The organism is Microbacterium sp. ANT_H45B (assembly GCF_008369345.1).
Lineage (GTDB): Bacteria > Actinomycetota > Actinomycetes > Actinomycetales > Microbacteriaceae > Microbacterium.
Genome location: NZ_VOBK01000001.1, coordinates 1,186,244 through 1,198,688, shown reverse-complemented (window position 1 = coordinate 1,198,688; position 12,445 = coordinate 1,186,244). Strand labels below are relative to the sequence as shown.

Annotated in this window: 9 protein-coding genes; all 9 read right to left on the bottom strand. The window is 69.7% G+C overall.

What is annotated here, in order from left to right:
• Positions 1-191 precede the first annotated feature (191 nt).
• Positions 192-821 (bottom strand): thymidine kinase, encoded by a 630-nt coding sequence (locus FQ142_RS05755; RefSeq protein WP_056420215.1) that lies wholly within the window; start codon positions 819-821, stop codon positions 192-194.
• Between the two features lie 7 nt (positions 822-828).
• Positions 829-2,301, bottom strand: coding sequence for a malate:quinone oxidoreductase (locus tag FQ142_RS05750; protein ID WP_149422558.1), 1,473 nt, complete (start codon positions 2,299-2,301; stop codon positions 829-831).
• 83 nt (positions 2,302-2,384) lie between these two features.
• A complete protein-coding gene (locus tag FQ142_RS05745) occupies positions 2,385-3,455 on the bottom strand; it encodes an aspartate-semialdehyde dehydrogenase (RefSeq protein WP_056420214.1) in 1,071 nt (356 codons plus the stop codon).
• Positions 3,456-3,623: 168 nt separating this feature from the next.
• Complete coding sequence (locus tag FQ142_RS05740; protein ID WP_056420524.1) at positions 3,624-4,907, bottom strand: aspartate kinase; 1,284 nt, start codon at positions 4,905-4,907, stop codon at positions 3,624-3,626.
• Between the two features lie 107 nt (positions 4,908-5,014).
• The gene (locus FQ142_RS05735) at positions 5,015-5,968 is read right to left on the bottom strand and encodes a DMT family transporter (protein ID WP_149422557.1); all 954 of its coding nucleotides are present in this window, start codon (positions 5,966-5,968) and stop codon (positions 5,015-5,017) included.
• Positions 5,965-6,558 (bottom strand): recombination mediator RecR, encoded by a 594-nt coding sequence (gene recR / locus FQ142_RS05730; protein ID WP_056420201.1) that lies wholly within the window; start codon positions 6,556-6,558, stop codon positions 5,965-5,967. Before recR ends, FQ142_RS05735 begins: the two co-directional genes overlap by 4 nt.
• The gene (locus FQ142_RS05725; protein ID WP_188042318.1) at positions 6,558-8,981 is read right to left on the bottom strand and encodes a DNA polymerase III subunit gamma and tau; all 2,424 of its coding nucleotides are present in this window, start codon (positions 8,979-8,981) and stop codon (positions 6,558-6,560) included. The genes recR and FQ142_RS05725 overlap by 1 nt, the downstream gene beginning before the upstream one ends.
• 101 nt (positions 8,982-9,082) lie before the next feature.
• Positions 9,083-11,584: a glycoside hydrolase family 65 protein gene (locus FQ142_RS05720; protein WP_056420194.1), complete on the bottom strand. Its 2,502-nt coding sequence runs from the start codon at positions 11,582-11,584 to the stop codon at positions 9,083-9,085.
• Positions 11,581-12,378: an HAD family hydrolase gene (locus tag FQ142_RS05715; protein ID WP_149422555.1), complete on the bottom strand. Its 798-nt coding sequence runs from the start codon at positions 12,376-12,378 to the stop codon at positions 11,581-11,583. Before FQ142_RS05715 ends, FQ142_RS05720 begins: the two co-directional genes overlap by 4 nt.
• Positions 12,379-12,445 lie beyond the last annotated feature (67 nt).

Genomic DNA, 12,445 nt, shown 5'->3' with positions numbered 1-12,445 from the left:
CTCGTCGTTCGCGTCCGTGGCGCCGTTCGTCGGCGCGCTCAGTGTGGTCTGACCACAGTAGCGCGTGTGGTCAGACCACGCAATCACGGTTCACGACTCAGCACGGTCGTCGCACTCGCGGCCGAAACCGGCCGATGGGCACGGCTCAGCCACCGTTCATGCGGAATCGTGAACGAGGGACGCGGGCGGGCTCAGCCCAGACGCCCGCCGGACTCCTGGAGGTAGCAGGCCCCGCACAGCGACTCGTAGGTGGTCACTTCGGGAGCGGTGGAGCCGTCGGCCCCCTCGTCGATCGCGACCTGGTCGCCGTCGAAGACGAAGCGTCCGCCGATGACGCGCCCGTTGAACACGGCCTTGCGGCCGCAGCGGCAGATCGTCTTCAGCTCCTCCAGGGAGTGCGCGACGGCGAGCAGCCGCGCGGACCCGGGGAACGCGTGGGTGAGGAAGTCGTTGCGGATGCCGTAGGCGATGACCGGGATGCGGTCCTCGATCGCGATGCGGAACAGATCGTCGACCTGCTCGCCCGTGAGGAACTGCGCCTCATCGATGAGCAGACACGCGACGTCGGCGCCCGACTCCCCCCGCACCCGCTCGCGGTGGGCGTCGAAGAGCGCGCGGACGTCAGCGTCCGGGGCGATCAGATAGTCGACCTCGCGAGTCACGCCGAGACGGCTCGCGATCTCGGACGCACCCTTGGTGTCGACCGCGGGCTTCGCGAGCAGCACGTGCTGTCCGCGCTCCTCGTAGTTGTAGGCGGCCTGGAGCAGCGAGGTGGACTTGCCCGAATTCATCGCCCCGTAGCGGAAGTAGAGCTTCGCCACCGGCGCGCTACTCGTTGATGCCGAGGGTCGACGCCGTGGTGGTGAGGGACTTCTCGGCCAGTGCGGCATTCTTGTTCAGCTGCTCGCCGAAGGTGGGGATGAGTGCGCGCAGCTCGGATTCCCATCCGGGGTACTCCTCGGGGAAGCACCTCTTGAGCAGATCGAGCATGATCGGCACAGCGGTGGATGCACCGGGAGAGGCACCGAGAAGCCCCGCGATCGACCCGTCGGCCGCCGCGACGACCTCCGTCCCGAACTGCAGGATCCCGCCCTTCTTGGGATCCTTCTTCATGACCTGCGCACGCTGCCCGGCGTCGATGAGCGTCCAGTCCTCGTCTTCTGCCGTCGGCATGAACGTGCGGAGGCTGTCGACCTTCTTGGAGTGGTTCTTCAGCAGCTCGCCGACGAGGTAGGTGATCAGATCCGGATTCTTGACCGCGACCTGCAGCATCGGGATGAGATTGTGCGGGCGCACCTGCGACACGATGTCGAGCATCGAGCCGTTCTTCAGGAACTTGGGGCTGAAGGTGGCGAACGGGCCGAACATCAGCGACGCTTCGCCGTCGACCACGCGGGTGTCCAGGTGCGGCACCGACATGGGCGGCGCGCCGACGGATGCCTGCGAGTAGACCTTCGCCTTGTGCTGGGCGACGATCTTCGGGTTCGAGGTCTTGAGGAACTGACCGCCGATCGGGAAGACGCCATACCCCTTGATCTCGGGGATGCCCGAGCGCTGCAGGAGCTTGAGCGCCCAGCCACCGGCACCCACGAACACGAACCGCGCCTTGATCTGATTCGGCGTGCGTCCGATGGTCGTGCGGTAGTTGATGAGCCAGGTGCCGTCCTTCTGCTTCTTCAGGCCCTTGACCTCGTGATTGGTCCGCAACGCGACGCCGGAGTCCGTGAGGTGGTCGAAGAGCTGATGCGTCAGCGCACCGAAGTCGACATCGGTGCCGGCGGGCACGCGCGTCGCGGCGAAGGGCTCGCCCTTGCGACGCTTCTGCATGAGCAGCGGCGCCCACTTGTTGATGACGCGGGAGTCCTCGCTGTATTCGATGCCGTCGAACAGCGGCTGCTTCTTGAGGACCTCGTAGCGGTCCTTGAGATACTTGACGTCCTTCTCGCCGCGCACGAACGTCATGTGCGGCGTGGCGTTGATGAACGTCGACGGGGCGTCGAGGACTCCCCGGTCGACGAGCGACGACCAGAACTGGCGGCTCTGCTGGAACTGCTCGTTGATCGAGACGGCCTTCGCCGGGTCGAGCGGCGCGCCCTTCTGCTGCGGCATGTAGTTCAGCTCGCACAGGGCCGCGTGCCCCGTTCCCGCGTTGTTCCACGGGTTCGACGACTCCTGCGCCACGTCGGAGAGTCGCTCGAACGCGACGATCTTCCAATCCGGCTGCAGCTCATGCAGGAGGGTACCCAGGGTGGCGCTCATGATGCCACCACCGATCAAGACGACATCGACGGTTTCGGTCACCACGACAGTCTAGTTCGCGGTCGGGGCACGGCAGACCATACGGACCGGTCCGGTGAGACCGGATCCGTATGGCGGAGATGCCGTCAGGCTATGACCGCCAGGCGCTCGGCGAGGATCTCGGCGATCTGCACGGCGTTGAGCGCCGCGCCCTTGCGCAGGTTGTCGTTGCTGATGAACAGCACGAGCCCCTTGTTCTCGGGAGCGGACTGGTCGGCACGGATGCGTCCGACGAAGCTCGGGTCCTTGCCCGCGGCCTGCAGCGGCGTCGGCACCTCGTCGAGGACGACTCCGGGAGCGGCGGAGAGCACCTCGGCGGCGCGCTGCGGCGTGATGTCGCGGGCGAACTCGACGTTGATCGACAGCGAGTGGCCGGTGAAGACGGGGACGCGCACGCAGGTGCCCGCGACGCGGAGGTCCGGGAGCTCGAGGATCTTGCGGCTCTCGTTGCGGAGCTTCTTCTCCTCATCCGTCTCGTTCTGCCCGTCGTCGACGAGGTTGCCCGCGAAGGGGATCACATCGAAGGCGATCGGGGCGACGTACTTCTCGGGCTCCGGGAAGTCGATCGACGACCCGTCGTGGACGAGGCGCAGCGTGTCGCCCTGGGCGAGGACGCCCTCGACCTGACCGAGCAGCTCCTGGGCTCCGGCGAGACCGGAACCGGAGACCGCCTGGTACGTCGAGACGATGAGCCGCTCGAGACCGGCCTCGGCGTGCAGCGCCTTGAGCACGGGCATCGCCGCCATGGTCGTGCAGTTCGGGTTGGCGATGATGCCGCGCGGGCGCTCGTCGATCGCGTGCGGGTTGACCTCGCTGACCACCAGCGGCACCTCGGGGTCGTTGCGCCAGGCGCTGGAGTTGTCGACGACGACGGCTCCGGCCTCGGCGAACCGCGGGGCGTACGCGCGGCTGGCGGTCGCACCCGCCGAGAAGAGGGCGATGTCGATGCCCGCGGCATCGGCCGTCTCGACGTCTTCGACGATGACCGTCGCGCCGCCGAACTCGATGGCAGTGCCCGCGGAGCGCGACGAGGAGAACAGACGCAGCTCACGGATCGGGAAGGACCGCTCGGCGAGAATCTCGCGCATCACGGTGCCCACCTGGCCGGTGGCGCCCACGATGGCGACGGAGAGTCCTGAGTCGGAGATGCGGGTCATGATGTTCCTTGGCGTCGTGCAGTGCAGCAGTCGAGGCTTCGGGCGCGACGTCGGGATGCGGATGCCGCGCCTGGCGCCGATGTCAGGGTTTCGGTGAGTCTACCGTGCCGCCCGCGAGCCGAGGACCGGCCGGCCGGCGGGACCGGCCGGCGGCGGGGCCGGCGTGGGTCAGCGGCCGGTGCCGGCGTGGACGGTCGCCTCGGCGTCGCCGTCGAGACCGTACGCGGTGTGCACGGTGCGCGCCGCCTCGGCGAGGTCGGTGTCGCGCAGCACGACCGAGATGCGGATCTCGGAGGTCGAGATCATCTCGATGTTGATGCCGCCCGCAGACAGCGCCTCGAACAGGGTCGCCGAGACACCGGAGTGCGTGCGCATGCCCGCACCGACGACCGACAGCTTGCCGATCTGGTCGTCGTGCACGAGGTTCTGGAATCCGACCTCGGTCTGCTCTCCGGCGAGTGCCTTGAGCGCCCCCGCCGAATCCGCCTTCGGCACCGTGAAGGAGATGTCCGTGCGTCCGGTGGCAGACACGTTCTGCACGATCATGTCGACGTTGGCACCCGACTTGGCCACGATCTTGAAGATCTCCGCCGCCTTGCCCGGAACGTCGGGAACACCCGAGACGGTGATCTTGGCCTGGCCGAAATCGGTGGCGACGCCGGCGACGATCGGTTCTTCCATGGGTGCTGCTCCCTCGGCTTCGCGAGGGTTCTTCATACCCTCGCCCAGAACGTATGTGCCCTCGGACGACGAGAACGTCGACCGGGCGTGGATCAGGACGCCGTGACGGCGTGCGTACTCGACGGCGCGGATGTAGAGCACCTTGGCGCCGTTGGCCGCGAGCTCGAGCATCTCCTCGCTGCCGATGTGGTCGAGCTTCTGTGCCTTCGGGATGACCCGCGGGTCGGCCGTGAAGATGCCGTCGACATCGCTGTAGATCTCGCAGACGTCGGCGGAGAGCGCCGCGGCGAGCGCGACTGCGGTCGTGTCGGAGCCGCCGCGGCCGAGCGTGGTGATGTCTCGCGTGTCGCGGTTGAATCCCTGGAAGCCCGCGACGATGACGATCGCGCCCTCGTCGAGCGCCTCGCGCAGTCGCACCGGAGTGACATCGACGATGCGGGCCGCTCCGTGCTGCGAGTCGGTGATCATACCGGCCTGGCTGCCCGTGAAGGAGCGCGCCTCGAAGCCCATCGAATGGATCGCCATGGCCAGCAGCGCCATCGAGATCCGCTCGCCGCTGGAGAGCAGCATGTCGAGTTCGCGAGGCGCGGGGATCGGGGCCACCTCGTTCGCGAGGTCGAGAAGCTCGTCCGTGGTGTCGCCCATCGCGCTCACCGCGACGACGACGTCATGCCCTGCGCGACGCGTGTCGACGATGCGCTTGGCGACGCGCTTGATGCTCTCTGCGTCGGCGACGGATGAGCCGCCGTACTTCTGCACGATGAGGGCCACGTTCACTCCCGGGGATGTCGGGCGGATCCGCCCACGCCCATTCTACGATCGGCGCACATGCCCCGCCGCGCATGTGACGGGCGCGGCCGAACCGGGAGCCGGACGGATCAGGGAGCGGGCGGGAGCGGAGCGGGGGTGAGATCGGGAGCGACGGATGCCGGCGGCACCGCTTTCGATGCACGCAGGCGACCGCCGGTGGCCGCGAGCCAGCATCCGGCGATGATGAGGGGGAAGCCGATCAGCAGACCCGGCGTCAACGGCTCGGCCAGCACGAGCGCTCCCAGAAGGATCGCCACCACCGGATTGACGTAGGTGAACAGCGGCGCCCGCACGGGTCCCACCTCGTGGATGAGCGCGAAGAAGGCCAGGAAGGCGACCGCCGTGCAGATGACGGCCAGCGCGAGGAGCGCCGCGAGCGAGGGCAGCGTCGGCATCCGATGCTGGGTGAGGATTCCGATCGGCAGGTAGATCACGCCGATCATGAGCAGGGAGAGCGTGATGGTGCCGAGGGAGGGGACGTCGCTGAGCTTGCGCGCGATGATGAACGGAGCGATGGCGTAGAGGACCGCCACGAGGAGCACCTCGCCGGCGGCGAGCAGGCTGACCTGGCCGCCGAAGAGCCCCGGCCCTGCGACGACGATCGCCACCCCGACGAAACCCACGAGGAGGCCGATCGCGCGGGTAGGGCGCAGCACACCGCGGTCTCCCCCGCCGAGGGCGATGAGCGCGGCGAACAGCGGCACGGTCGCCACGAGCAGGCCGGTCATCCCCGAGGGCAGGGTCATCTCGGCGTGGCCGAGCAGCACGAACGGCCCGGCCATCTCGACGGCGCCGAACAGGAGGACCCAGGGCCAGTGCCTGAGCGCCGTGCGCAATGCGCCCCCGCGCAGGGCGAACGGGAGCAGGATCAGCGCGGCGATGAGTGTGCGCCCCGCGACGATCGCCGGCGGCGAGAGCGACTCGACCGCGATGCTGATGAAGAGGTAAGGCACACCCCACAGCAGGGCCATCGCTGCGAAGAGCAGCCACCCGCGGCGGGTGAACCCGCCCTGCGGGGTCACAGCACGCGCCGTCCCTCGAACGCACGGCCGAGGGTGACCTCGTCGGCGTACTCGAGGTCGCCGCCGACCGGGAGTCCGGAGGCGAGGCGCGACACGGTGATCTCCATCGTGGTGAGCAGGCGGCTCAGGTAGCTGGCCGTCGCCTCGCCTTCGAGGTTGGGGTTCGTGGCGAGGATGACCTCCTGCACGGTGCCGTCGGCGAGACGCGTCATGAGCTGAGCGATGCGCAGATCATCGGGCCCGATGCCGGCGATCGGACTGATCGCGCCGCCGAGCACGTGGTACAGACCTCGGAATTCGCGTGTGCGCTCGATGGCGGCGACGTCCTTCGCGTCTTCGACGACGCAGATCAGCGCCGGGTTGCGACGAGGATCGCGGCAGATCGTGCAGCGCTCCTGCTCCGCGACGTTGCCGCAGATCTCGCAGAACCGGACGCGCACGCGGATCTCGACCAGCAGCTCGGAGAGCCGAGCGACGTCGAAGGTCGGCGTCTGCAGGATGTGGAAGGCGATGCGCTGCGCCGACTTGGGTCCGATTCCGGGGAGCCGGCCGAACTCGTCGATCAGTTCCTGAACGATTCCGTCATACATCAGGAGAACCTCGTCGGGGGCTCGTAGGGCTCTTCGCGCACGAATGTCGCGCCGAGCACCTGGCGGATCACGGCCTCACCGTAGCGCTGGACTCCCCCGCCGGGGGCACGTTCGGTGATGACCGGGGCTGGTGCGGCCGCCGCGACCGTGCGCACCGGCGACCCCGTGACCTGCACGGGAGCGTCGGATGCGGTCGCCGACCGCGGAGACGCCGGCGCGGAGTTCTGCGCCCGCGCCGGGGTGGGGCCGCTCGGTGCGGGCTCGTACGACGGATCGTACGGCGGCTCGTCATCGAAGTACGGCGGCTCCTCGTCGACCGGATAGGGCGGTTCGTCGCTCGGGGCCGGTCCGTCGACCGACGGCGCCGTGCTGCCTGACATCGGGGAGGCCGGGGTGGCGGGGATGGCGGGGTCGACCGGGGCGACGGCCTCGATCTGCTCTGCGGGCGCGACCGGAGCGGCCACTGCCGTCGACGTCCGCGCTGCGGGCGCGGCCGGAGCAGCATCGACGGATGCCGGAATAGCGGCCACCGCCCACTCCGTCACGGGGCCCGTCGAGGCGGCCGGTGTCTGAGTGCGCGGTGGGCGCGCTGACGCAGGCTCCGATGCGGGGGCGTCGGCGCTCGGGCGGCCGGCGGCGGGAGTCGCGGGCTGACGGGGTGCACCACCGGCCGGCATCGGCGCGGGCAAGTACTTGACGCGCACCCCGAGCTGCTGTTCGATCGCGCTCCGCAGATGGTCGGAGGGCCCGGATCCCGGTGTCGTCCCCTTGAACTTGGCGACGTCGTGCTGACTGGCGAAGCCGAGCGTGAGCACCTCGGTCTCGGCTACGAAGGCCAAAGGCTGCACGGCGGTGGCCAGGAGCCACGAGGTGCGGCTGACGTCTTCGAGCCGCTTGAGGATCGCGGGCCAGGCCGCGGTGAGGTCCTCGAAGCTCACCGGACCGGCCGGTGCGGCAGCGGGCGCGGATGCGACAGAGGCCGGCGCCGGAGCCGCGGTCGTGTCGGCCGCGGGCGACTCGGGCTCGGGCGACTCGGACTCGGGCGATTCGGACTCGGGCGTGGCGGCGCCTGCCGTGCCATCGCCGGCATCCGACAAAGGAGTGGCCTCGGCCACGGCCGCCCCTCCCCGATCGGTCACAGACGGCTTCGCCTGCTCGGTCACAGACGGCTTCGCCTGCTCCGTCACAGACGGCTTCGCCTGCTCGGTCACAGACGGCTTCGCCTGCTCCGTCGCCGACGGCGTCTGCCGTGCGGGCGCGCTCGCAGCGCCGGCAGTCGCCGGCGTCGCCGGTGCGGCGACAGCTGTCGCCGCGGCGAGCACGCGCGCGACCATCAGCTCGAGGTGGAGTCGGGGCGATGTCGCGCCGGACATGTCGTCGAGGGCAGCGCTGACGACGTCTGCCGTGCGCGACAGTCGTGCGGAGCCGAAGGACTCGGCCTGCGCACGCATGCGCGTGAGATCGTCTTCGGCGAGTCCGCGCAGCACCGAGGAGGCGCCGGCCCCGACCGCCGCGATCACGATGAGGTCGCGGAGTCGTTCGAGCAGATCGTCGACGAACCGACGCGGGTCCTGACCCGTCTGCACGACGCGGTCGATCGCCGGGAAGGCGGCAGCGGCGTCGGCGGCGGCCAGAGCGTCGACGATCTCGTCGAGCAATGCCGCATGGGTGTATCCGAGCAGCGCCACGGCCCGCTCGTACGCCACGGTGACGGTCTCTGAACCGGCCGGGGAATCGGAGCCGGCGATCAGCTGGTCGAGCAGCGAGAGGGTGTCTCGCGGGGATCCGCCGCCGGCGCGGACCACCAGCGGCAGCACGCCGCGCTCGGCGACGACGCCCTCTTCGGTGCAGAGCTTCTCGACGTACTCGAGCATCGCCGCCGGCGGCACCAGCCGGAAGGGGTAGTGGTGCGTGCGCGAGCGGATCGTGCCGAGCACCTTCTCGGGCTCCGTGGTCGCGAAGATGAACTTGACGTGCTCCGGCGGCTCTTCGACGAGCTTCAGCAGCGCGTTGAATCCCTGCGGCGTCACCATGTGCGCCTCGTCGAGGATGAAGATCTTGTAGCGGTCGCGGCTGGGGGCGAAGGTCGCCCGCTCGCGCAGATCACGGGCGTCGTCGACACCGTTGTGGCTGGCCGCGTCGATCTCGACCACGTCGAGCGATCCGCCACCCGCACGCGACAGCTCGACGCAGCTCGGGCACGTGCCGCAGGGGACATCGGTGGGGCCCTCGGCGCAGTTCAGGCACCGGGCGAGGATGCGGGCGGAGGTCGTCTTGCCGCATCCGCGCGGTCCGGAGAACAGATACGCGTGGCCGACCCTGTCGCCTCGCAGGGCGGTCATCAGCGGTTCGGTCACCTGGGACTGCCCGATCATCTCGCCGAACGACTCGGGGCGGTAGCGGCGGTAGAGGGCTGTGGTCACCACACCAGCCTACGGCGTGCCACGGACGTTCAGGCAGGCCCGCCCGCCGATCGGGGCCGCGGCGCGACAGACGTCACCGCGACCCCCCCTGATCGGCGAGGTCAGTCGATCGGCTCGATCACCGGGATGACGGTCGTGATCACCGGCACGGATGCCGAGATCAGGGTGCCGTCGTCGCGAAGCGCGTCCGCGAACTGACGCAGCGACGGGCGCCCCTCGATGCGCGGACCCTGGTCGGCCAGCGGCACGACGACGTCCTCGTCGGAGGTGGCGGTGTAGGCGACCTCACGCACGGTGAAAGAGACCGGACCCCCGGAGCCCACGTGCACGCGCAGCTCGTCGGTGGTCAGAGTGATCTGGAGCGTCGACCCCTGCCACTGCAGCGGATACGACAGCGACGGCCAGTCGGCGGGAAGGCGCGGATCGAAGCTGAGTTCGCCCGCGTAGTCGCGCATACCGCCGAAGCCGCACACGAGCGCCGTCCACACACCTCCGGCGGAGGCCACGTGCACGCCGTCCGCCGCGTTGTGGTGCAGGTCGTGCAGATCGACGAAGAGCGACTGCCGGAAGTACTGCAGGGCGAGATCCTGGTAGCCGACCTCTGCAGCGAGGATCGACTGCACGACCGCCGACAGCGTCGAGTCACCCGTGGTCAGCGGGTCGTAGTAGTCGAAGTCCGCCTTCTTCTCCTCGGGCGTGAAGTGGTTGCCCTGCAGGAAGAGCGCCAGCACGACATCCGCCTGCTTGAGCACCTGGAACCGGTAGATGACCAGCGGGTGGAAGTGCAGCAGCAGGGGCCGCTGCTCGGGCGGCGTGTGCGCGAGATCCCAGACCTCGCGCTCGAGGAAGAGGGAATCCTGCGGGTGGATGCCGAGCGTCTCGCTGAACGGGATGAACATCGCGTCGGCGGCGCGCTCCCATCCCTCCGCCTCACCCTCGGCGAGGCCCGTGCGCTCGACGACCCTGGCGAACTCCTCGCCGTTCGCCTCGCGCGCTTCCCGCACGACCCGCGCCGCATAGCGCAGGTTGTAGCGGGCCATGACGTTCGTGTACAGGTTGTCGTTCACGACGGTCGTGTACTCGTCGGGGCCCGTGACCCCGTGGATGTGGAAGGTCTCGACGCCGTCGTCGCTCGGGTCGGCGACGAGGCGCGACGTGCGCCAGAACCCGAGCGTCGCCCACAGTCGCGCCGTCTCGATCGCGATGTCGATGCCCTCACGGCGCAGGAAGTCCTCGTCGCCGGTCGCGCGGACGTACTTGCCCAGCGCGAAGCTGACGTCGGCGTTGATGTGGTACTGCGCGGTGCCCGCGGCGTAGTAGGCCGATGCCTCCTCGCCGTTGATGGTGCGCCACGGGAACAGTGCGCCGGCCTCGTTCAGCTGCGAGGCCCTGCGGCGTGCCGCGGGGAGCATGAGCGCCCTGGCGCGCAGGGCGTTCCTGGCCCACTGGGGCGACGTGTAGGTGAGGAACGGCAGGACGTAGATCTCGGTGTCCCAGAAGTAGTGGCCGCTGTAGCCCGATCCCGAGACGCCCTTGGCCGGCACACCGGTGCCGTCGGCGCGCGCGGAGGCCTGGGCGAGCTGCAGCAGGCACCACCGGGTCGCCTGCTGGATGTCGTCGTGCCCGCCGATCTGCACGTCGCTCCGCTCCCAGAAGGCCGCCAGCCATTCGGCCTGGCGGTCGAACTGCGCCTGCACGCCCTCGAACGCGACCCGGTCGAGCGAGCGACGGCAGCGGTCGACGAGCTCGCGCGGGGGGACACCGCGGGACGTGTGGTAGCTCACGAGCTTGGTGACCGTGATGGGCACGCCCGCCTTGGCCTGCACGCGGAACACGTTCTTCGAGATGTCCGCCTCGATGAGGGTGCGCGAGGTGTAGTCGTTCTCGGTCTCGATGATGTGGTCGGCGACGACCGCGACGGTCATCCCCGACGCCGAGACCGAGTACGACAGCGCCGAGCGCAGGCCGTCCTGCCAGTACTCCGCCGGCTCGAGCACGCGCTCGGCGATCTTCTCGGACTTGCGCGGGTCGAACCCGCTCTTCGCCTCATTCGGGGTGCCCGCGTAGACGCCCGCCCCGTCCTGACGGTTGATCATCTGGCAGCTGACGGTGACCGGGGCGTCGGCGTTCTCGACGACGACCTCGAGGCGCAGCACCGCCAGGTGACGCTCTTCGAAGCTGACGATGCGCTCGTCGCGCATCCGCACGCGCTTCCCCGAGGGCGTCTCCCAGACCACGACGCGCTCGAGCACGCCGGTGCGCATGTCGAGCGTGCGCCGGTACTCGCGCACGTCCGCCTCGTCGAACGAGATCGGCTCATCGTCGACGTAGACGCGCATGACCTTGGCATCCGGTGCGTTGACGATCGTCTGCCCGACCTCCGCGAACCCGTAGGCCTGCTCGGCGTGGCGGATCGGCCAGGTCTCGTGGAGCCCGTTGATGAAGGTGCCGTGCTCGTGTGCTCCGCGTCCCTCGATGTGATTGCCGCGCAGACCGAGGTAGCCGTTCCCGACGCCGAAGAGGGTCTCCCCCACGCCGTCCTCGGAGTAGCGCGTCTCGATGAGCCGCCAGGGGTCGACGGGGAAGCGGTCGCGGGCGATCATGCGGTCTCCTCGGTGCCGGAAGGGGCGGCCTGGTGTGCGGTGGTCTGTGCGGGTTCGTGCGTGGCGTCGGCGAGGAACGCGTCGAGGTCCTCGACCACGACGGTGGCTCCTGCGGCACGCAGGGCCTCGGCCCCCGCGCCGCGATCCACGCCCACGACGTCGGCGAATCCGGCGGCGGCGGCGGACGCCGCGCCCGAGGTCGCATCCTCGACGGCGACGCTGCGCGCCGGGTCGACGCCCAGGGCGATCGCGCCGGCGCGGAACATGTCGGCGGCGGGCTTGGAGGCGAGGTCATCGCGTTCGGCGACGACCCCGTCGACGACGATGCGGAAGAACGAGCGGATGCCGGCGGCGGCCAGCACCTCCTCGGCGTTCTTCGAGCTCGAGACGACGCCCAGCGGCACGCCGGCGGCGGCGAGCTTCTCGACGACCGCGAGCGAGCCGGGGAACGGAGCGATGCCCTCGGCGCGCAAGGAGGCGGCGAAGGCGGCGTTCTTGCGATTGCCGATGCCGCAGATGGTCTCGGCCTCGGGCGGATCGTCGACGGCGCCCCAGGGGATCTCGACGTTGCGGCTGCGCATCAGGCTCGCCACCCCGTCATAGCGCTTCTTGCCGTCGACGTAGTCGAAGTAGTCGGCATCCGAGTACTCGGGGGTCAGCGACAGGCGCTCGAACACCTCGTCGAACACCGCCTTCCAGGCGCGCATGTGCACCTCGGCGGTGGGGGTCAGCACGCCGTCGAGGTCGAACAGGACGCCGTCGGCGCGGAGCAGATCGGGCAGGGCTTCGGGCACAGGAGCCTCCGTGGGGAACGGGTGAGGGGTACCGGCACCTCTCCGTGCCACTGTGCAAGCGTAGTGC